Annotated in this window: 18 protein-coding genes and 2 pseudogenes; 5 read left to right on the forward strand and 15 right to left on the reverse strand. The window is 35.6% G+C overall.

The features are described from left to right. Positions 1 to 29: 29 nt before the first annotated feature. The 4 genes and pseudogenes from CO726_RS22590 to CO726_RS22605 form a co-directional block, all read right to left on the reverse strand. A complete protein-coding gene (locus CO726_RS22590; protein ID WP_136699820.1) occupies positions 30 to 1,733 on the reverse strand; it encodes a peptide ABC transporter substrate-binding protein in 1,704 nt (567 codons plus the stop codon). 348 nt (positions 1,734 to 2,081) lie between these two features. Then, positions 2,082 to 2,660, reverse strand: a pseudogene (locus tag CO726_RS22595) (cation:dicarboxylate symporter family transporter); the annotation flags it as partial. A gap of 58 nt (positions 2,661 to 2,718) precedes the next feature. Further along, a complete protein-coding gene (locus CO726_RS22600) occupies positions 2,719 to 3,525 on the reverse strand; it encodes an ABC transporter permease subunit (protein WP_099685760.1) in 807 nt (268 codons plus the stop codon). Further along, on the reverse strand, positions 3,518 to 4,411 hold the full coding sequence (locus CO726_RS22605; RefSeq protein ID WP_099685761.1) for an ABC transporter ATP-binding protein: 894 nt from the start codon (positions 4,409 to 4,411) through the stop codon (positions 3,518 to 3,520). The genes CO726_RS22600 and CO726_RS22605 overlap by 8 nt, the downstream gene beginning before the upstream one ends. Before the next feature lie 155 nt (positions 4,412 to 4,566). On the opposite strand from CO726_RS22605, the gene CO726_RS22610 reads away from it, so the two are divergent. After that, positions 4,567 to 5,169, forward strand: a complete 603-nt coding sequence (locus CO726_RS22610; protein WP_136699822.1) for a TetR/AcrR family transcriptional regulator — start codon at positions 4,567 to 4,569, stop codon at positions 5,167 to 5,169. Between the two features lie 68 nt (positions 5,170 to 5,237). After that, a pseudogene (locus CO726_RS22615) lies at positions 5,238 to 5,386 on the forward strand (VOC family protein); the annotation flags it as partial. A 57-nt stretch (positions 5,387 to 5,443) separates the two neighbouring features. Here CO726_RS22615 and CO726_RS22620 read toward each other — a convergent pair. The 8 genes from CO726_RS22620 to CO726_RS22660 all read right to left on the reverse strand — a co-directional run bounded on the left by CO726_RS22620 (position 5,444) and on the right by CO726_RS22660 (position 16,347). Further along, positions 5,444 to 6,475: an oxidoreductase gene (locus CO726_RS22620; RefSeq protein ID WP_099685762.1), complete on the reverse strand. Its 1,032-nt coding sequence runs from the start codon at positions 6,473 to 6,475 to the stop codon at positions 5,444 to 5,446. Between the two features lie 168 nt (positions 6,476 to 6,643). Next, positions 6,644 to 9,067, reverse strand: a complete 2,424-nt coding sequence (gene parC, locus CO726_RS22625) for a DNA topoisomerase IV subunit A (RefSeq protein WP_099685763.1) — start codon at positions 9,065 to 9,067, stop codon at positions 6,644 to 6,646. A 1-nt stretch (position 9,068) separates the two neighbouring features. After that, positions 9,069 to 11,033: a DNA topoisomerase IV subunit B gene (gene parE, locus CO726_RS22630; RefSeq protein WP_099685764.1), complete on the reverse strand. Its 1,965-nt coding sequence runs from the start codon at positions 11,031 to 11,033 to the stop codon at positions 9,069 to 9,071. 375 nt (positions 11,034 to 11,408) lie between these two features. Further along, positions 11,409 to 11,822, reverse strand: a complete 414-nt coding sequence (locus tag CO726_RS22640) for a CoA-binding protein (protein WP_098760078.1) — start codon at positions 11,820 to 11,822, stop codon at positions 11,409 to 11,411. A 79-nt stretch (positions 11,823 to 11,901) separates the two neighbouring features. Continuing rightward, a complete protein-coding gene (locus CO726_RS22645) occupies positions 11,902 to 13,143 on the reverse strand; it encodes a S1C family serine protease (RefSeq protein ID WP_099685765.1) in 1,242 nt (413 codons plus the stop codon). A 202-nt stretch (positions 13,144 to 13,345) separates the two neighbouring features. Beyond that, positions 13,346 to 14,023 carry a response regulator transcription factor gene (locus CO726_RS22650; RefSeq protein WP_001044683.1) on the reverse strand — a complete coding sequence of 226 codons (678 nt, stop codon included), beginning with the start codon at positions 14,021 to 14,023 and terminating at the stop codon, positions 13,346 to 13,348. 18 nt (positions 14,024 to 14,041) lie between these two features. Next, the gene (nrdG, locus tag CO726_RS22655; RefSeq protein WP_099685766.1) at positions 14,042 to 14,494 is read right to left on the reverse strand and encodes an anaerobic ribonucleoside-triphosphate reductase activating protein; all 453 of its coding nucleotides are present in this window, start codon (positions 14,492 to 14,494) and stop codon (positions 14,042 to 14,044) included. Next, entirely contained in the window at positions 14,491 to 16,347 is a 1,857-nt protein-coding gene (locus CO726_RS22660; protein WP_099685767.1) for an anaerobic ribonucleoside triphosphate reductase, read from the reverse strand. The genes nrdG and CO726_RS22660 overlap by 4 nt, the downstream gene beginning before the upstream one ends. 225 nt (positions 16,348 to 16,572) lie before the next feature. Between CO726_RS22660 and plsY the strand changes: the two genes are divergently transcribed. Then, complete coding sequence (gene plsY, locus CO726_RS22665) at positions 16,573 to 17,169, forward strand: glycerol-3-phosphate 1-O-acyltransferase PlsY (RefSeq protein ID WP_000258967.1); 597 nt, start codon at positions 16,573 to 16,575, stop codon at positions 17,167 to 17,169. Positions 17,170 to 17,277: 108 nt separating this feature from the next. Further along, entirely contained in the window at positions 17,278 to 17,568 is a 291-nt protein-coding gene (locus CO726_RS22670) for a HesB/YadR/YfhF family protein (protein WP_098346148.1), read from the forward strand. Between the two features lie 26 nt (positions 17,569 to 17,594). Here the strand turns inward: CO726_RS22670 and CO726_RS22675 are convergent, their stop codons facing one another. Further along, positions 17,595 to 18,014: an acyl-CoA thioesterase gene (locus CO726_RS22675; RefSeq protein WP_087954624.1), complete on the reverse strand. Its 420-nt coding sequence runs from the start codon at positions 18,012 to 18,014 to the stop codon at positions 17,595 to 17,597. 164 nt (positions 18,015 to 18,178) lie between these two features. Next, positions 18,179 to 19,297, reverse strand: coding sequence for an RNA-guided endonuclease InsQ/TnpB family protein (locus CO726_RS22680; RefSeq protein ID WP_099685768.1), 1,119 nt, complete (start codon positions 19,295 to 19,297; stop codon positions 18,179 to 18,181). 280 nt (positions 19,298 to 19,577) lie between these two features. Here CO726_RS22680 and CO726_RS22685 point away from each other — a divergent pair, with 280 nt between their 5' ends. Next, positions 19,578 to 20,870, forward strand: coding sequence for a glycoside hydrolase family 18 protein (locus CO726_RS22685; protein WP_048527572.1), 1,293 nt, complete (start codon positions 19,578 to 19,580; stop codon positions 20,868 to 20,870). A gap of 28 nt (positions 20,871 to 20,898) precedes the next feature. Here CO726_RS22685 and tlp read toward each other — a convergent pair whose 3' ends face one another. Next, a complete protein-coding gene (gene tlp, locus CO726_RS22690) occupies positions 20,899 to 21,096 on the reverse strand; it encodes a small acid-soluble spore protein Tlp (RefSeq protein ID WP_001133509.1) in 198 nt (65 codons plus the stop codon). Between the last annotated feature and the right edge of the window lie 226 nt (positions 21,097 to 21,322).

Below are 21,322 nucleotides of genomic sequence, written 5' to 3' on the forward strand. Positions count from 1 at the left end.
AGATAGACTGCTTTGAAGTACTTTTTTTATTATTTTTCAGTAACATATGCCCACTTATAGCTGTATTCTGGGCTAATATTATGTTTAACAACACCTTTAATATTTGGCTTCATAGCATAAGATCTAGCAAGTTGATATATAGGTACAAGCGCTACATCTTCTTCAAGAAGTAATTTTTCAGCTTTTCCTAGCTCTTCCCAACGTTTTTTCGCATCTCCCATTAATTCGCCACCAGCTTTTTTGATCATATCATCATATTTTGCATCAGAGAAACTCATTTGGTTATGAGAATGATTTGTTTCAAACATGTCTAAATATGTCATTGGATCCGAATAATCTGGGCTCCATCCACCATATGAAATATCATAATCTTGCTCTGTTTCTAATTTCAGTTTTTGCTTGAACGGCTGAAGTTTAATATTAACTGTTACACCTTTTAAATTCTTCTCAATTTGATCTTTTACATATTCCCCAACTTTTTTCGCATTACCAGTATCATAGTTTAAGAACTCAATTGTAACTTGATCTTTTCCAAGTTCTTTTTTCGCTTCTTCCCATGCAGCAGCTGCTTTTTTCGCATCTGGTTTAATACCGTTTTTAAACGTTTCTTGGAAGTCTTTCCCATCAGGTCCAGCCGCTAAACCTTTCGGTACTAAATAATCCGCAGGTTTTGACCCATCATTTAAAATAACATTTGCTAAATTCTTTTTATCAATTGATAGCGCAATTGCTTCGCGTAATTTCTTGCTCTTTAACGGTGTATCTTGTCCACCACGTTTTTGATTTAAACGTATAAAGAACGTACTTGGTTCGTTATACACCCCATATTCCTCTTTATTATTTCTAAATTTGTCAACGAATTCTCCTGTTAATAAACCGAAATCAATTTGACCACTATCATATAAATTCACAATAGTTGCTGGCTCTTTTACAACACTATAGTTGATTTCATCTAATTTTACAGTCTTTTTATCCCAATATTGATTGTTCTTCTTCAATTTCCAACCTTGTTCATGCTTCCAATCCGTCAGAACAAACGGCCCATTATATACTGTTGTATCAGATTCTAAACCAAACTTATCTCCTTTTTCCTTCACGAACTTCTCATTTAATGGATAGTACGATGGGAATGCTACTAAATTTAAGAAGTATGGTACTGCTTGTTCTAATTCAACTTCTAAAGTAAGGTCGTCTACTGCTTTAACTCCTAGTTCTGTTACAGGTTTTTCACCTTTATTAACTGCTTCTGCATTTTTAATTGGGAATGCAATAAATGCATACTCTGCAGCTGTTTTTGGTTCTAATAAACGTTGCCATGCAAATACGAAATCTTTCGCTGTTACTGGATCACCATTAGACCATTTTGCATCTTTACGTAATTTGAATGTATATTTTTTACCATCCTCACTCTTCGTGCTTGATTCTGCCGCTGCTGGGATTGGTTTATTCTCTTTATCTAATCGATATAATCCTTCCATTGTGTTCCCTAAAATTTGAGAACTTAATGCATCTGTACTTTTCGAAGTATCCATTGTTGGAATTTCCTGATTTTCAGTTTTATTGAACACTTGTTTCGCTGCTAATTTTTCTTCTGATTTGCTATCTCCGCCAGAGCTAGAATTTGTGCTTGTCTTCTTATCTCCACCTGATGTAGAACATGCTGTTAATGCCATACTCATTGCTAAAACTGGTGCTACAACTGCTGTTAGTTTTTTTATTTTTTTCTTTTTCACTTTCTGTACCCTCCCTAATTCTTAACGCTCTCATTTAAGAATTTTCTGATAATTCTGTTTTTCTTTATATATTTATCAGAAGATTCTTATTAACTATTATTCTACTAATTTTTTGAGTTTTGTAAAGTGTTATTATTGAAAATTTTAAAAAAATTATTTTATTACAGTAATATTCATAAAAATTCCATAATCTTTTAAAACACTATACCTCATTGAATTCTATGTATTGATTTAATAGTCTTTATATCCCTTCGCTACAAAACACCTGTAAATTACTGTTAATAAATAATGTATATTATAACAAACCTCTTTTCTACAAAAATAAAAAAGTCAGCAAAGCTGACTTTTTTATCCGGCCATTTTCTCTCTTTTCATTCCCTCTACTACTTTCATATACTTCTCATCATCAAATTCATTTTCACTTTTTGCAACAACTACAATCGCAATACCGTTACCAATTAAATTGACGATAGCACGTGCTTCTGACATGAAGCGATCTACGCCTAGTAATAGCGCTAACCCTTCTAACGGAATAACATTCATTGCAGACAAAGTAGATGCTAGTACAATAAATCCCCCGCCTGTTACTGCTGCTGCTCCTTTAGATGTAACTAATAAAATAGCTATTATAGTTAATTGTTGACCTAGTGAAAGATCGACGTGAAAGACTTGTGCTAAAAATATAGTAGCCATGGATAAATAAATCGTTGTTCCATCCAAGTTAAAAGAATAGCCTGTTGGCATGACTAAACCTACTACTGGCTTTGAACACCCGAAGTCTTCCATCTTTTTCATCATTCGCGGCAGTACTGATTCTGATGATGATGTCCCGAGAACAATGAGTAATTCTTCTTTAATATGCGCTAAATATTTCCACAAACTGAATTTGTACATTTTACAAATAAAATTTAAAACAATAAAAACAAATGATTCATTCGTTTCCTCCTCATCAAAAAAAGCCCACTCATATAGTGGACTTTCTACTCTATAATGGTAAATCCCTCTTCCTAAATACAACAATTGCTATTATAAATATAGTAAGTGCTCCAGCAGTTAAACCTATACTCACTGGCCATATATTATACGCTCCCTCAGCAATTTCTTTCGGACGAAATAGCGTAAATAATGATATATTTCTCATCCACTCTAACTTATCGCTTAATTTACCTACCATATCCGTTACGAAAAATAAAATAGTTAAACTCGCTGAGTAGCTAAGTGCCTTTCTTTCTTCATTACATATGCAAGAAAAGAAAAATGAATAAGCACTAACTACTAAAAATATGATCCCTCCGACTACGTTTATTTTCAGGAATAATTCTTTATTTAAGTTATTATCTTGTAAAAACCATTCTGCACCTACTATACCCGCTACATACGTAACAGATACAATAATCAATAGTCCCAATATGAGAATAGCCGCTTGCGTGATTGCAATTTGCACTCTAGATACAGGTGTTGCTAGCAAGTATGCCATTGCTCCTTTATCGACATGACGTGCAATTAAATGCGTTGCAACTGTTACGCAAAAAATTGTTAAAATGATAATAAACAATAGACTATAATATTCACCTGCTAAAAAATCCATTACGTTTTGAATCGGACTTTCCATACCAACAATTTTTTTCACACTATCAGGCATAGCACTTATTAATTCATTTAACCCTTTCGCTGATACCATTGAAGGGAATATCCAAATTAATAGCCATAAATAAAGAGCTGCACCCGTAGCATAACTCCAAATGCTTTTTTGCGTTTCTTTCAAACTAGCTAAAAATAGTTGCTTATTCATGCTTTATCCCTTCTTTCTTATCGTAATAATGCATAAATAAATGTTCTAAATCCAGTGCTCTCGTTTGAAGTGCCGTTACATTATAGTTTGAAAGTGTTTGTAAAACAGTTTGATAGTTTCCTTGTACAATAATAGACGCCTCTCTACCTTTCACCGCTTCAAATTGCAAATCACATTGTGCAAGAGATTCAATCTCTTCTTGCGATGATACTGTTACATCTATCACTTGTCGTCTCATACTTTGTAGATCATGAATATTTTCAACCGTTACAAGCCGACCATCTTTAATAATAGCTACTCTGTCACAAGTTCTCTCAATCTCAGTAAAAATATGTGACGACATAAGGATTGTTTTTCCCCTTTGCTTTTCCTCTACTATTAAATCTATAAACACTTGCTGCATAAGTGGATCGAGTCCTGATGTTGGTTCATCTAAAATTAACACTTTCGGATCATGCATAAAAGCAGCAACAATCCCTACTTTTTGTTTCATTCCTTTAGACATTTTGCGAATCGGTGTTTTTACATCAAATTGCAGACGTTCTATTAGTTCATCTCGTCTTTTCGTATCCTTTAGCCCGCGCATTCCTTGCATTAACTTCAGAAATTCTAATCCGTTCATTCCTTCAATAAAAGAAATTTCACCCGGCAAATAACCAACTTCTCTTTGAATTTTCGCAGCATCGTCCCAACAATCTAATCCGAAAATGGAAGACTTTCCTTCTGTCGGTTTTATAAACCCCATTAAATTACGAATTGTTGTGGATTTCCCTGCACCATTCGGCCCTAAGTAACCGAACACTTCTCCTTCTTTTACATCAAAGGTTATATGAAACAAACCTTTTCCATTTGAAAACTGTTTTGTGACATTTTGAACTGAAATCATAATTCCACCTCATTTTTTGAAATATTTAACATATGATATTTCAAAATTATTGTACTCCTCATCTTTCATATTCGCAACAACTTTTTGAAATATTTATATGTCCATATTTCAAAAATATTGTTTTCCATTATTTTTTCTTGTATATTTTAATTGAGGTGATTGCATTGAACGGCTTTGAAAAAGTGAAAGAAAAGAAAAAACGCGCTATTAAAGAGGCAGCCTTCTTATTATTTTCAGAACGTGGATTTAATGAAGTGAAAATAGAACATATCGCCAAAGAAGCAAACGTTTCTCAAGTTACAATCTATAATCATTTCGGAAGTAAAGATGCGTTATTTAGAGAACTTATACAAGAATTTATCATATCTGAATTTCAATATTATAAAGAGCTTGCTGAAGAGAAATTACCTTTCCATGATATGATGCAAAAAATGATTGTAAGAAAAATGAATACTGGCGGATTATTTCAGCCCGATATGTTACTACAAATGATGCAAAGAGACAAAGAACTTCGAGAATTTATTTATACTTATCAAAACGAAAAAATCTTGCCTTGGTATTTAGAAATATTAGAACGAGCCCAGCATAATAATGAAATTAATCCTCACCTTACTAAAGAAATGATGTTACTTTACATTCAAATGTTTACTAAATTGGGTGATGATTTTGGGGCACAGCTTCTTGAAGGCGATCGTGAAAAGCATATACAAGATATCGTTACGATGTTCTTTTATGGACTGTCTGTCCCAGAAAAATAATTTTTTCTAAAGAACACATAGAATCACCAAAAAGCCCTTTGGATATTTAAATCTCAAGGGCTTTTTCAATACAAAGATTTTATAATAATTTAATTTCCGATAAGCATGTGAAAATAATCTCTCCGCTAAAAAAAATGTATTTAGTGAAGCATACGGGATTATTGAAGATCCTTACGGCATCCAAATCCAGTTAATGTATGATAAACGATTAAACTAAATAATTAGCCATATTCACATATTCCTAATAAAAAAGACACGAAATTCGTGTCTTTTTTTATTTTACAGTGATAACTCTACCCGTTTCACTACTTTCAACCGCTAATTGAATCAGCTTAATTACTTCTAAACCTTCTTGCGCTGTTACAGGTGGTTTCTCACCATTTACAATGCTATCTCTTACATCTTTATAATACATGTCATAACAGCCGACTTCTGTTGGAATACGTACTAACTCTTCTTCTGTTTCTAGAGTAGCAAAATTCTCTTCAATGTCTACTCCATAACCATTATCGCCTGGCTTCATCCCATTTTTTAATTGCTCTTCCTGCGAATCCATACCGTATTTCACGATAGAACCTTTATCACCATGCAGTGTAAAGTGTGGACCTGCTTGCTTTACGTAACTGCTACTACGTAAAATGATACGCTTAACACCGTAGTGAAGTATAACATGGAAGTAATCATCAATTTCTGCACCTGGTCGTTGTTTGATTATATCTGCACTTATCGCATTTGGTTTTCCAAATAGTGATAATGCTTGGTCAATTAAATGCGATCCTAAATCATATAGTATACCTGATCCTGGTAAATTCTTTTCTCTCCATCGATCACGTACATGTGGACGGAAACGATCAAAATGCGCTTCATATGCGTATAGATTCCCTATTCTATTTTCTCCTAGTAATTTCTTAATCGTTAAGAAATCATTATCAAAACGACGATTATGATATACACTTAACACTACATTATGTTGCTCTGCTAATGAAATAAGCTCTTCTCCTTCTTCAATTGAAACAACAAATGGTTTCTCTACAACAACATGCTTACCGTTTAATATTGCTTCTTTTACATATGGAAAATGAGTTGTATTTGGTGAAGTAATAACGACTAAGTCAATATCAGCTCGCTTCACCAATTCATCAATTGTACTAACGACGTTAACATTCGGTAATGTTTCTTTTACTACCTCTTCTTTTGAAGATAATACGGCACGAATATCGTATTCCTCTATCGTTTGTAATAATGGGAGATGAAATGTTGTACTAGAAAATCCAAATCCTACAATCCCTACACCTATTTTTTTCATGTTGCCCCTCCATTTATCCCGCTATTTGTGGGCAGTAAGACCCCACTGATTAAAGTTTCACTTTATGAGAACGATTTCATTCAGTTATTATAACAAGATTATTATTATTTACATAATAAATTGCCTAGAAAAAAGCATCTTGCCATTATCCATAGCAAGATGCTTTTTTTATTCCGGTCGTTTTTTCGTCCACGTTTCAATAACTTCACCAGTATCATTAACATCTAGCACCAAGCTACCGTTACTATACCGGTCTTTATTTCGATACGCTTTCGGATCAATTTCTTCTACGATGTGTTTCTCTGTCTTCATGTAAACTAGTTCATCGTCTCGAACAATTTCAATACCGACAATGCGGTATGGATTACGTTTTAACTCTTTGAAAATAACAAGGCCTCGTTTCGCCCTCGTTGATTTCTCAATTTCTGATGCTTTTAGACGTTTTACAGCACCGCGCTGCGTTACGAGAATAAGTTGATCTTTGTCACCATTTAACGGTTTACCAGAAGCAACATAGTCATCTTCTTTTAAATTAATTGCTTTTACACCAGCTGCTCTTACACCAACTGGACTTACTTCATCTTCATGGAAAATAAGTGCATATGCACCGTGTGTAGCAAGAACAATATCACTCGTTCCATCTGTCGCAAATATATCGACAACTGCATCATCTTTTTTCAAGTTTACAGCAACGAACGCTCTTGAATAGCGCTGTACTTTATATTGATTTAATTCTGTTTTCTTAATCATACCATTCTTTGTTACAAATACGATAAATCGCTTTTCTTCCTCAAAGTTCGGTACGACAGTTGCCCAAATAATGGTTTCATCCCGGTCGAGTGAAACGATATTAGCAACGTGCTGACCTAAATCTTTCCAACGAATATCTGGCATTTCGTATACTGGCAGATATATATAGTTTCCTTTATTCGTAAATAAGAGGACTGTCTCTGTCGTATTCGTATCGAATCGTTCAAGTAAGATGTCACCCTCTTTCATACCGAAGTCTTTGCCATTTGAGGCATTATGCGAGCGCCATCCAGTACGTTTCACATATCCTTCTTTCGTTACAGTAACGATGACATCTTCTTGTGGGATCATTACTTCTACATCTATTTTAATTTCCTCGATTTGCTCTTCAATAATAGCACGTCGATCATCACTATATGTTTTCTTGACTCTTTTTAAATCTGTTTTAATTACTTGAAGTAATCTTTTTTCACTTTGTAAAATCGCCTGTAGCTCTATAATTTTCTTATTAAGCTCATCAGCCTCTTGTTGTAGTGCTGTAATATCTGTATTCGTTAAGCGATATAATTGCAAGGATACAATCGCTTCCGCTTGTGCTTCTGTAAAACCAAATTTCGCACTTAAATTATCTTTTGCATTACGCTTATCTTTTGAAGCTCTAATCGTTTCGATTACTTGGTCTAAAATCGATAATGCTTTCTTTAAACCTTCTACAATATGTTGACGATTTTCTGCTTTTCGCAATTCATATTGTGAACGTCTCGTAATGACTTCTTTTTGATGTCCAATATATGCATCTAAAATTTTAGGTAATGTCATAAGTGTTGGACGACGGTTATTAATCGCTACCATATTAAAGTTGTATGGAATTTGTAAATCTGTATTTTTATATAAATAATTTAAAATACCTTCAGCATTTGCTTCTTTTTTTAATTCTACAACAATGCGGAGGCCTGTACGATCTGTCTCATCACGCACTTCAGCAATGCCATCTAATTTTTTATCTAGACGCAATTCATCCATTTTCTTAACTAGGTTTGCTTTATTCACTTCGTAAGGAATTTCAGTGATTACGATTTGCTGTTTCCCACCACGAACCGTTTCAACTTCTGCTTTTCCGCGAATAATAATTTTACCTTTACCTGTTTCATACGCCTTTTTAATACCATCAATCCCTTGAATAATACCACCTGTTGGGAAATCTGGCCCTTTCATAACTGTTAATAAATCATCAACAGTACTATTCGGTTTATCAATACGCATCATTGTAGCATCAATAACTTCTCCAAGATGATGTGGAGGAATTTCTGTTGCATAACCAGCGGAAATCCCTGTAGATCCGTTCACTAATAAATTCGGGAACGCTGCTGGTAATACAACCGGTTCCTCACTCGTATCATCAAAGTTTGACACGAATTCTACTGTTTCCTTATCAAGATCACGTAATAACTCAGATGCGATTGGCGATAAACGCGCTTCTGTATAACGCATTGCTGCTGCTGGGTCCCCATCGACACTACCATTATTACCGTGCATTTCAACTAAAACATTACGTACTTTCCAAGTTTGACTTAAACGTACCATCGCCTCATATACAGAGGAATCTCCATGCGGATGATAATTACCGATAACGTTACCGACTGTTTTGGCTGATTTACGAAACGCTTTATCATGTACATTACCTTCTACATACATAGAATATAAAATACGTCTTTGTACTGGCTTTAAACCATCACGTGCATCTGGAAGCGCGCGATCTTGAATTATATATTTACTATAACGTGCAAAGCGGTCACCTAACACGTCTTCAAGCGGGAGGTCATGAAACTTCTCTGCTTGCATGTTATTCCACCTCCGTCTCCATTATCATTTCATTTTCTAAAATATTTCCCTCTTCTTGCATACCAAATTGTACATTGCGTTCAATCCATTTACGACGCGGTTCTACTTTATCACCCATTAACGTTGTAACGCGGCGTTCCGCTCTTGCTGCATCATCAATTTTCACACGAATTAACGTACGCGTTTCAGGATTCATAGTCGTTTCCCATAATTGATCCGCATTCATTTCACCAAGTCCTTTATAGCGCTGCAACATATAGCCTTTTCCGACTTTTTTTGTTACACTATCTAATTCTTCATCAGACCATGCATACTCAATCACTTCACTTTTCCCTTTTCCTTTACTCACTTTGTATAAAGGCGGAAGTGCGATAAATACTTTACCAGCTTCGATAAGTGGTTTCATATATCTGTAGAAGAATGTTAATAACAATACTTGAATATGCGCCCCGTCTGTATCTGCATCGGTCATAATGACAACTTTATCGTAGTTAATGTCTTCCACATCGAATTCATTACCCACACCGCCGCCAATCGCATAAATAATTGTATTAATCTCTTCGTTTTTAAAAATATCAGCAAGCTTTGCTTTTTCTGTATTAATTACTTTACCACGTAATGGTAATACCGCTTGGAAACGTCGATCTCGTCCTTGTTTCGCAGAACCACCGGCAGAGTCACCCTCTACTAGGTACAGTTCATTTTTCTGAGGGTTACGTGATTGTGCGGGTGTTAACTTACCACTTAATGTACCTTCTGATTTCTTTTTCTTTTTACCAGTACGTGCTTCCTCTCTCGCTTTACGAGCGGCTTCACGTGCTTGTGCTGCTTTAATTGCTTTTCTCACAAGAAGTGTAGCTACGTCCGGGTTTTCTTCTAAAAAGTAAGCTAAATGCTCTGATACAATGGCATCAATTGAAGAACGAGCTTCACTTGTACCTAGTTTCCCTTTCGTTTGTCCTTCAAACTGAAGTACTTCTTCTGGTACACGTACAGAAACGATAGCCGCTACACCTTCACGAATATCTGTACCTTCTAAGTTTTTATCTTTTTCTTTTAATAGTGCTACTTTACGAGCATACTCATTGAACACACGCGTCATTGCTGTCTTAAATCCAGCTTCATGTGTTCCACCATCTTTTGTACGTACGTTATTTACAAACGAAAGAATATTTTCTGAGTAGCCATCGTTAAATTGAAATGCTAGTTCTGCTTCAATCCCATTTTGTTCACCAGTGAAGTATACAACTGGGTGAATTGAATCTTTTTCTTCGTTTAAATATGAAACGAAAGCTTCAATTCCTGTTTCATAATGAAAGACATCTTCTAAATCATTTCGCTCATCTTTTATTGAGATTTTCATCCCTTTTAATAAAAATGCAGATTCGCGTAATCTCTCACATAATGTTTCATAATTGTAATTTGTTGTGCTGAAAATCGTTGTATCTGGTTTGAAATGCATTGCCGTACCAGATTCTTTCGTCTTTCCGATTTTCTCAAGCGTCGTTACAGGTATACCACCATTTTCAAAGCGTTGTTCATAAATATTTCCGTCACGCTTAATCGTTACGACTAACCATTCAGACAAGGCGTTTACAACTGATGCCCCAACACCGTGTAAACCACCACTCGTTTTGTAACCACCTTGACCAAACTTACCACCGGCATGAAGTACAGTTAAAATAACTTCTGGTGTAGGTTTTCCAAGCTTATGCATTCCCGTAGGCATTCCTCGCCCTTTATCTATAACGCTAATACTATTATCTTTATGTATTACGACAGAAATTTCGTCGCCAAATCCCGCTAACGCTTCATCAACGGAGTTATCTACTATTTCGTATACTAAATGATGCAATCCACGGCTGTCCGTGCTCCCGATATACATACCCGGGCGTTTTCGAACGGCTTCAAGTCCTTCTAACACTTGAATCGCATCTTCATTATATTGGAACTGATGCTTCGCCAAACTCCTTGCCCCTTTCCTAATCCAAAATCAGAACATATGTTTCTATTATAGAATAACGCCTCGACTATAGTTTTGGCAAGTTATCTTATCTCTTTTATATACCATTTTCAATAGAAAAATCCTTGTTTTTTCACAAGGATTCCTCTAGGCTACTATTTCAGAAAAATAATCGTTTGTCAACGAGAAATGGATATGTATGCCAAGATTACATATTCCAAACCTTTATTATGATCCAAATGATCAATATCCAAAACGGGATTACAAGTAACAATCCCCAAAAACAGCCTTTAAAAAATCTCATGATGAACACCTCGTTCATCGGCCCTACTTATCTATAATGAGGGCTGAATCAATCTTTCTACCTTTAAATCTATACTATTTTGTCATCGCATGTTCTACTTTTATACAACGATCCATTATTACAGTATAGTCTTTTTCTTTTAAAAGTTTGTATGTATCTTCATCTTGTACTCCTAATTGTGCCCAAAAAACATCTGCATCAATCTCTACAAATTCTTTTGCAACATCTATTAAAAATTCTGAACGGCGGAATACATTTACAATGTCAACATGTTCCTTAATATCCTTTAGTGAAGCAACTGCTTTTTCTCCAAGCACCTCATCTACTGTTGGGTTTACTGGAATAATGCGATACCCAGCATCTTGCATTGCTTTTGAAACCATATACGATGTACGTTCTGGCTTATCCGATAAACCAACAACTGCAATCGTTTTGCTTTTCTTTAATACTTCACCAATTTCCGTACGAGTTGGGTTTTCAATTGTCATAATTTATCCCTCCTATTCCTTTAGTATAGCCGATAAAGAAAGTCTCTTTCAATATGAAAGAGACTTTCTTTTATTCCGATTATTGATTCTTTGTAGCTGAGTTATCTGCTAAAGTAGCTGTTTTCGTCATTTTTTGACCGTTACGGTAGAATGTAACTTCTACTTTCTCGCCTACTTTTTTCTTCTCATATAAATATTTACGGAATTGAAGTGAATTTTCTACTTTTTGATTATCTAATGCTACTACAATATCATATTGCTCTAAACCAGCTTTTTCAGCAGGTGATATTGGGTAAATTTTACCTAATACAACGCCGTTTGTTACGTCTTTCGGTACTTTCAATTGATTTACTGCATAAGCTTGCACATCTTCTAATGAAACGACACCTACTCCAAGAGCTGGACGTTTCACTACTCCATCTTTTTCAAGTGATTCAATAACTGGCTTTGCGATATTAATTGGAATGGCAAAGCCAATTCCTTCAACTTCTTGTTGTGCAATTTTACTTGAGTTAATTCCAATTATTTCACCGTTTTGGTTAAATAATGCACCACCACTGTTACCAGGGTTAATCGCCGCGTCTGTTTGAATAACTTGAGCATTCCAATCCGCACGTTTATCGCCATCAATATCTACTGGAATTTCACGTTCTTTACTACTAATAATACCTTCCGTTACACTTCCATCAAACCCTAGTGGGTTACCGATTGCAATCGCTTTTTCACCCGCACGGATTTTACTTGAATCACCTAAAGTGGCAACTTTATTTACATTAGATCCATCAATCTCTACAACAGCTAAATCTAACCAAGGATCTTTCCCTACAAGCTTTGCATCTACCTTTTTGCCATCACTTAATTTTACAGCAAGTTTATTTGCACCATCTACTACGTGATTGTTCGTTACGATATATGCTTTATTTCCTGCTTTTTTATAAATAACACCTGATCCTGAACCAGCTTGTTGTTCTTGACCTGTCGGTTGCATTGCAAATGGATCAATGCTTTGTTGCATATTAATTACACCTACAACAACATCTTTCGCGCCTTCAATCATACCAGGTAAATCAGTTTCATTTTTTGCTTTATTAACAACAGGAACTACAGTACCTTCAACTTTTGAATCCGAACTGAATGATGATACAGCCGCTCCATTATTTTGAGCCCATGGCATATATGGTGCCGCAAAACTAATTGAAACAGCTCCAACTACAGCTCCGACTAAACCTGTGAAAAAATAACCTTTTTTACTGCCTGATTTTCTCACTTCTCTCGTTTCACTATGCTCTTCATTTAAATTTGGTCCGTCGTAATATCCCATGTTTTATTTCTCCTCTCTGGTGAATTCGTATTTTCAGTATAGTCACGTTTTGTGTCCTTCTTGTGAACTCATCGTGAAATCCAATTAAAAAAATACTCTTATCTATCATTGTAGACAAGAAATGTATTTTTTGTACATTCTACCTGCAAAAGAGGATATAAAATCGACATTTCCCTAGATTAAAGTACACAATTCGTTACAATTATTCTTCAAATTTGTAACCAACTCGAATAACAGTACCGATATGCTTCGCTTTATCTCCTAGCTTATTTCGTAATTTTTTAATATGAGTATCAACCGTTCGGTCATCACCGTAATAGTCATATCCCCATAACTGATCTAATAAATGTTGTCGTGACAACACAATTCCTTTGTTCTCCATTAAATAAACAAGAAGTTCAAATTCTTTATGTGTTAATATAATTTCTTCTCCATCTACTAAAACGGTTCTAGATAGACGATTCACTTCTATTCCAGCTAAAGACATAGCATTTTCTTCTGCTACTCCTACCACGCCATCCGCACGTTTCAATAACGTCTTCGCGCGAGCTACTAACACTTTCGGACTGAAAGGTTTCGTTACGTACTCATCTGCACCTAATTCGAACCCTAGTAATGTATCATCCTCATCCGAACGTGCTGTGAGCATAATGATTGGTACTGCTGATTCTTTTCTAATTCGTCTACAAACAGACCATCCATCTATTTCTGGTAACATAATATCTAACATAATTAAATCAATTTCATGCTCTGCAAATAATTCTAACGCTTTTTTTCCGTCTTCTGCTTCGATTACTTCAAAGCCTTCATTACGAAAATAATCACTAACGATTTCACGTAATCTTCTTTCATCTTCAACAAGTAATACTGTTTTATTCATATAATCTATCCCGCCTTTTTACTCTTTCAATCGAATAATACGTTGATTGGAGCTTCCGCGAAATGGAAGTGTTAAATCTTTTTTCTCGATTTCAAATCTTCCATCGACTAAAACATCCCCATAGTGTAACAACTCTATCATATCATTATTTTGAGAACTCTGTATCTCTTCTAACTTGTAACCTGTATACATCCATAGATTTTTTTTCAAATCTTTCACAGCTTTTGCTACTTTTTTCACTTCAGCAGCTTGGAAAAATGGATCTCCACCTGAAAATGTTACATCAGTTAATGTATTACTTGCAATCTCTTTCACAATTTCTTCTACTGTCATTTCAGTTCCATTACAAATATTCCACGATTTTGGATTATGGCAACCGAAACAACGATGCGGACAGCCCGCAAAAAACACGACTGTCCGCAATCCTTCTCCATCTACTACACTATCATGAATGATGTTCATCACTTTCATTTATGCTTCACCCGATCCATCTCTTCACTACGTTTTGCACTATTCCACTTCGACATATCTCCTACAAGATAGCCTGTTATACGGCGAATTCTTTCTATATTAGCTTCGTCTCCATTTCCGCAGCTTGGACACTCATTTCCAATAACTCCGTGATAACTGCAGCACTTACAGCGGTCAACAGGATGATTAATTGAACCGTATCCAACGCCATGTTCTGCCATCGCTTGCACAATTTGTTTTAACGCCTTCTTGTTATGCATTGCTGCTCCGTCTAGTTCAATATACGTAATATGTCCCCCGTTACATAGGGCATGGAAAGGTCCTTCTAAACGAATCTTATTTATCGCTTGAATGTTATAGTAAACTGGGATATGGAACGAATTCGTATAATAATTATGGTTTGTTATACCACTAATTACTCCAAATTCCTCTCTATCTTTTTTCACAAACTTCCCTGATAGGCCTTCAGCAGGAGTTGCAATTACTGAGAAATTCAGTTCATGTTCCTCTGTCGCTTTATCCATTCTCTCTCTCATAAAGGAAATGATTTCATACCCGAGTTTCCATGATTCTTCATCTTCTCCATGATGCTTTCCTGTTAAAGCTACTAAACACTCCGCAAGACCGATAAAACCAAGACTTAGCGTCCCTTGCTTTAAAATAGATGCTACAGAATCTTCAGGCTGTAACTTTTCTCCTCCGCGCCATACACCTTGTGAATATAAAAATCGAAAATCTCTTGCTCGCTTCGTACATTGGTACTCAAATCTCTCTAATAGTTGCTTAATCCCTAAATCTAAGTAATAATTTAACGCTTCAAAAAATGCTTCTTTTGAACCACTAATTAACGCTAACTTTACTAAGTTAATAGACGTAAATGATAAATTGCCTCTTCCAATTGCTGTTTCTTCTCCATGTATGTTAGACATAACACGGGTACGGCATCCCATATAACATACTTCACTTTCAGGGCGTCCATCATAATGCACTGCATTAAATGGTGCATCTAAAAATGAAAAGTTAGGGAATAATCGGTCAGCTGTTGTCTCTAGCGCTAATTCAAATAAATCATAGTTCGGATCACATTCTTCAAAGTTCACACCTTTTTTCATTTTAAAAATTTGAATAGGAAAAATCGGTGTTTCTCCTTTACCAAGACCAGCTTGTGTCGCTTTTAAAAGCTGTCTAACTAATAACCGTCCCTCTTTTGATGTATCAGTTCCGTAATTAATTGAAATAAACGGTACTTGTCCCCCACCCCTACTATGCATACTATTTGAATTATGAATGAAAGCTTCACAAGCTTGATACGTATCATTTTCTGTTTCTTTCCATGCAAATTCTACTATTTGTTCTTTCGTAAGCGGATATGACTGTAATCGTTTCTTATGTCTCTCTACTGTTTTTTTCACATACGGAGCTAAATCAATATCAAAGAGTGCAAACGATTGACCACCGTGCTGCATATTTTGATTCGCTTGAAAAATAATAGAGGAAAGAGCCAATGCACTTTTAATGTCTTGCGGTTGCCTCATATGTCCATGTCCGGTATGAAAACCGTTAGCAAGTATTTGTGCTAACGGAATTTGTGAACAAGTCGTTGTCCCCGTCGCATAAAAGTCTAAGTCATGTGGATATAATATATTTTGATTTATCGCTTTTTTCACTTGATCTAACAATAAATTTTCAATAGCATAATATTTCGCACTCTCTGATGCGAACGTTCCCATTACTCCCATCGGAGAGCGGCCATCTACATTTGCATTTTCTTGCATTAAATCTTGTTCATTGCCGTGGACAATTGTCTCAAACACTCTCATTAATTCTTCTCCACGTGTATTTTTTTGTAACATTTATAACCCTCCACCAATATGTTGTTGTCTTTTGATTAAAATGTTACTACATATAGTCTTATTGTTTCTGTGAGAAATGTAACATTCCTGTGAAATTTTTTGCACGAAATAATGAATTTTTCATTTACAAAAAAGAAATGTGCTCTTTACAAATGTATGGTACAATATACGGGAAAAACTCTTTTTACCCTTTATCAACACATTTGAATAAAGGAGACTGAACTTATGGTTACTACATATCTTTTATTTATCGTTGCCTACTTACTTGGCTCGATTCCATTCGCACTAGTCGTTGGAAAGATTGGTTATGGAATTGACATTCGTGAGCATGGAAGCGGTAATTTAGGCGGAACAAATACATTCCGCACACTAGGGAAAAAAGCAGGTTTTATCGTTACAATTGCTGACATTTTAAAAGGTACATTAGCAACGAGTCTACCGATTATTTTCGGGTTAGATGTTCATCCACTATGGTTCGGATTAGCAGCTGTTCTTGGACATGTGTATCCGATTTTCGCGAAATTCCGTGGTGGTAAAGCAGTTGCAACTTCTGCTGGCGTGCTATTATGCTACTCACCAGTTGTTTTTGCAATTTTAGCTGTTGTCTTTTTCAGCCTTTTATTTACAACAAGATACGTATCACTTTCTTCTATGGTAACAGCTGTCGTTGCCGTTATCGCATCAATTGTTAGCGGGGATAAAATCTTCATTATTGCGATGTGTTTATTAGCAGGTATGGTTATTTATAAACACCGTGCAAATATTGGACGAATTATAAATAAAACTGAACCGAAAGCAAACTTTTCAAAAAAGCAAAAATAAGATCGTAACCCACATAACGCAAAAAGAAAACGTGAAGCATATTAATAGCGTCTTTTTGCGTTATTTTTTATACTAAAGAAAAAGCAACATAATTTGGAGGAACTATACATGAATCTTTCCGTAACAAAAGAAGCAGCACAATGGTATAAAAACGAATTAAACTTGCAATCGGGTGAAACACTACGCCTTTTCGTACAATACGGTGGTTGCAGTACAGTGCAAAAAGGACTTTCTTTAGGTATTCGTAAAGATGATCCTGCACATCCTGCTGTTCAAACTCAAGAAGAAGGTATTAACTTCTTTATTGAAAGTGATGATGAGTGGTTCTTCGATGGACATAATTTATCTGTTACATTTAACGACGGTGATGATTTCCCTCAATTTAATTATGAAAAATAAAAAAACGTGGCATCTGCCACGCTTTTTTATTTTTTCTTAATTTCCTCATATTTCGCATACCACTCAGGATAGAACTTTTTAAACGATACAGGTCTGAATCCTTCTTTTTTCGCACAAATATTTGTCGTACTTGCAGTAATACAAAGATCACCTTCACCATTATAAATTTCATATCCATATACAACGCGAAGCGGGCTCACAGTGTCCACCCACGTTTTCACAATTGCCTTTTCACCGTAACGCATCGCTTTACGATATGAAATTTGCAAGTCTAATACAGGAGAAATAATCCCCTCTTTCTCCATTTCAACATAGGAAAACCCTAAATCTTGTATAAGTTTCGTACGGCCTAATTCAAGCCACACTAAATAGTTTGAATGGTAAACAACACCCATTTGATCTGTTTCCGCATAACGGATTTCAACTTCATGTTCTGCTACAAACATATGTATTCGCCGTTGCCATAAACTTATAAAAATCTATAAATTTTGTTTATTTCCCTGTTCTACGTGTCCGATTTCACAGAAGCTACTTTCGTTTGATATAACACTCCGAGGGCGTAAATTCGGATACAACGAATCCTACATATTAGCCGTAACTTTTTTAGATGTTAACTGGCTAATTCATACCGTGACAAATTGATAGCCGCATTTAAATCCCTATCCATTTCGTGACCACAAGTGCATTTGTATACACGGTCAGAAAGTTTTAGTTCTTTGTTGATGCTTCCACAACTGGAACACATTTTTGAAGAAGGATACCATGTATCAGCTTCTACAAATTCAATACCATATTTTTCACACCTGTATTGAATTTGTCTTTTGAACTCATATAAACACTGCTTCGCAATCGCTTTAGCTAGGTGTCTATTCTTCATCAGACCTTTCATATGCAACGTCTCCATCACAATGCGAAATGGCTTGGTTTTCACAATTTCGCTCGTGAATTGATGAAGATGATTCTTTCTGATATTTGATAACCTTCTATGTAGTTGTCGTATCTCTTTCTCGATTTTTATAATGTTGCTTGTTTTGACAAAACGGTTTCCCTCCTTATTCATTTCATATTTACGAGAAACTTGACGTTGCAACCTACGAAGGCGTTTCTCTGCCTGTCTTACCATTTTTGTTTTGTTTATATTGTTCTTCCTCTGCCCATCAGAACAATATGCTAATTCTTTGATTCCAATATCTATTCCTAACGAAACAGCCGTTAACTTCTCTTTTGTAAACTTCTGTTCAATACCGACAGACAAATACCAATACTTACCGTCAAAGCTAACGCGTGGATTAGAGTACTTAACCCCTACAGGTAACTTTTCGGATGTTTTCACCCAACCAACTTTCTCAATCAAAACTTGTTTTTCTTTTACTTTTAACTTGACATTATCATTGTAAAAAGAGAGTTTTGCTTTCCTTCTGCTTTTGAATCGTGGTTTATCAGCCAGTCCCTTGAGAAATCGCTTATATGCTTCACAAGCATCTTTAATCGCTTGTTTCGCTATATTATTTGAAACATCGTACAACCAAGCATATTCTTCAGTCTGCTTTAATACAGTTAATTCTTTCCGTAAAAAACCGTCTGATATGAACTTTCCGCCATTCTTGTAATTCTCTTCTTGCTTCGCCAGTGTCCAATTATAAGCCCATCTTGCCGTACCAACAGATTTCCAAAGTTGCAATTCTTGTTCTTTATTCGGCTTGATTCTCACTTTCTTCGCAAGCATCATTTTCCAGCAACCCCTTAACCATCTTCTTAGCTTATTTTCCCTTGAAGATGGCAACTAGTTTGTTCTATCCTACCTGCCTTTTTTTGCAAAATCACCAATTGAATATACCTTCATATTTTTCATCTACAAATATTTTATCACTAATATATATTTTTGTAGGTATACACTAACTGTTTCTTCCCTTCTTTCACTTCTGCTACCTTGCATACATTTAATCATAATACAGCGGAATCAAAAATAAAATAAAAACAGTGAATCTTTTACCGAAAGGAGCAAGCATATGATTCAAATTGTAACGGTTCGTAGTGGCGATAGCGTATATAGCTTGGCATCAAAATATGGATCAACACCTGACGAAATAGTAAAAGACAATGGACTAAATCCATCTGAAACACTCGTCGTTGGTCAGGCTCTGATCGTGAATACGAAAGGGAATAATTATTATGTACAGCCTGGCGATAGCCTCTATCGAATTTCTCAAACTTATAACGTCCCTCTTGCTAGCTTAGCTAAAGTGAATAACTTATCTTTAAAATCCATTCTCCACGTTGGGCAGCAATTATATATACCGAAAGGGACGAAACGAGCAGTAGAATCCATCGCTTATTTACAACCTTCAACTATACCTATTAAAGAAAGTTTAGTTAATGCTACACGTGCCATTAATCCATTTTTAACATATTTAGCTTACTTCAGTTTCGAGGCAAAAAGAGATGGTACGTTAAAAGAACCAACGGAAACAGCTAAAATCGCTAATATTGCAACGCAAGGTAACACCATCCCTATGCTCGTTATTACAAATATTGAAAACGGAAATTTTAGTGCCGATCTGACATCAGTTATTTTACGCGATGCAACAATCCAAAACAAATTTATTACAAACATTTTGCAAACTGCTGAGAAGTACGGTATGCGAGATATTCATTTTGATTTCGAGAGTGTTGCACCCGAAGATCGCGAAGCGTATAATCGTTTTTTACGAAATGTGAAAACACGCTTACCTAACGGATACACGTTGAGTACAACGCTTGTACCGAAAACAAGTTCTAATCAAAAGGGAAAATTTTTCGAAGCTCACGATTATAAAGCACAAGGACAAATTGTTGATTTCGTCGTCATTATGACATACGACTGGGGTTGGCAAGGCGGACCACCGATGGCGATTTCTCCTATCGGTCCTGTAAAAGAAGTACTTCAATACGCAAAATCTCAAATGCCTCCACAAAAAATTATGATGGGGCAAAATTTATACGGATTCGATTGGAAACTTCCGTTCAAACAAGGAAACCCACCTGCAAAAGCAGTTAGCTCTGTTGCAGCTGTTGCACTTGCTCGTAAATACAATGTTCCTATCCGCTATGATTTCACAGCTCAAGCTCCACATTTCAATTACTTTGACGAAAACGGTGTACAACACGAAGTTTGGTTTGAAGATGCGAGATCTATTCAAAGTAAATTCAATTTAATGAAAGAACAAGGCATTGGCGGTATTAGTTATTGGAAGATCGGCTTGCCATTTCCACAAAATTGGCGTTTACTCGTTGAAAACTTTACAATTACGAAAAAGGGCTGACAAAAGTCAGCCCTTTTTGTACATTCTGTTAAGATTCATCTTTGATTTCACTTTTTAATGAGTCAATACTTTCTAAACGTCTTTGATTTTTTGCTTCAATAGCAGAACGGTCTTTTTCATTAGAAAGCTCCGCTGTTTCTTTTGCTTCATTAAAGTTATCAATTGTATTTTGCACCATTTCTTGTAACTTTTCAGCGTTATCACTTCGATTATCTGGATTTGGCATGTACTTTCCTCCTAACATTGTATATACACATCATCTTAAATTACCTATCTTCCCTCAAATTTATACATAAAAAAGGAGAATACAATATTCTCCTTTTCTCACGTTGTTGAAAAAAGATTTTGTCAATGAAAATGTCACCTAAAAGGTGACATTTTCACTTTCTATTTCATCTGTAATTTGGTAAGTTAAATATAGGCCAACTTTCTTTAGCGAGAGAAGTTTGGTC

Origin of the sequence: Bacillus fungorum (genome assembly GCF_002746455.1) — a bacterium.
In the GTDB taxonomy this organism is placed as follows: Bacteria; Bacillota; Bacilli; order Bacillales; family Bacillaceae_G; genus Bacillus_A; species Bacillus_A fungorum.

Bases quoted from the DNA above. Each gene is read 5' to 3' on its own strand.
- CO726_RS22600 (WP_099685760.1), bottom strand. From the start codon at position 3,525: ATGAATAAGCAACTATTTTTAGCTAGTTTGAAAGAAACGCAAAAAAGC.
- CO726_RS22605 (WP_099685761.1), bottom strand. From the start codon at position 4,411: ATGATTTCAGTTCAAAATGTCACAAAACAGTTTTCAAATGGAAAAGGT.
- CO726_RS22620 (WP_099685762.1), bottom strand. From the start codon at position 6,475: ATGAAAAAAATAGGTGTAGGGATTGTAGGATTTGGATTTTCTAGTACA.
- parC (WP_099685763.1), bottom strand. From the start codon at position 9,067: ATGCAAGCAGAGAAGTTTCATGACCTCCCGCTTGAAGACGTGTTAGGT.
- CO726_RS22640 (WP_098760078.1), bottom strand. From the start codon at position 11,822: ATGACAATTGAAAACCCAACTCGTACGGAAATTGGTGAAGTATTAAAG.
- CO726_RS22645 (WP_099685765.1), bottom strand. From the start codon at position 13,143: ATGGGATATTACGACGGACCAAATTTAAATGAAGAGCATAGTGAAACG.
- CO726_RS22650 (WP_001044683.1), bottom strand. From the start codon at position 14,023: ATGAATAAAACAGTATTACTTGTTGAAGATGAAAGAAGATTACGTGAA.
- nrdG (WP_099685766.1), bottom strand. From the start codon at position 14,494: ATGAAAGTGATGAACATCATTCATGATAGTGTAGTAGATGGAGAAGGA.
- CO726_RS22660 (WP_099685767.1), bottom strand. From the start codon at position 16,347: ATGTTACAAAAAAATACACGTGGAGAAGAATTAATGAGAGTGTTTGAG.
- plsY (WP_000258967.1), top strand. From the start codon at position 16,573: ATGGTTACTACATATCTTTTATTTATCGTTGCCTACTTACTTGGCTCG.
- CO726_RS22670 (WP_098346148.1), top strand. From the start codon at position 17,278: ATGAATCTTTCCGTAACAAAAGAAGCAGCACAATGGTATAAAAACGAA.
- CO726_RS22675 (WP_087954624.1), bottom strand. From the start codon at position 18,014: ATGTTTGTAGCAGAACATGAAGTTGAAATCCGTTATGCGGAAACAGAT.
- CO726_RS22680 (WP_099685768.1), bottom strand. From the start codon at position 19,297: ATGATGCTTGCGAAGAAAGTGAGAATCAAGCCGAATAAAGAACAAGAA.
- CO726_RS22685 (WP_048527572.1), top strand. From the start codon at position 19,578: ATGATTCAAATTGTAACGGTTCGTAGTGGCGATAGCGTATATAGCTTG.
- tlp (WP_001133509.1), bottom strand. From the start codon at position 21,096: ATGCCAAATCCAGATAATCGAAGTGATAACGCTGAAAAGTTACAAGAA.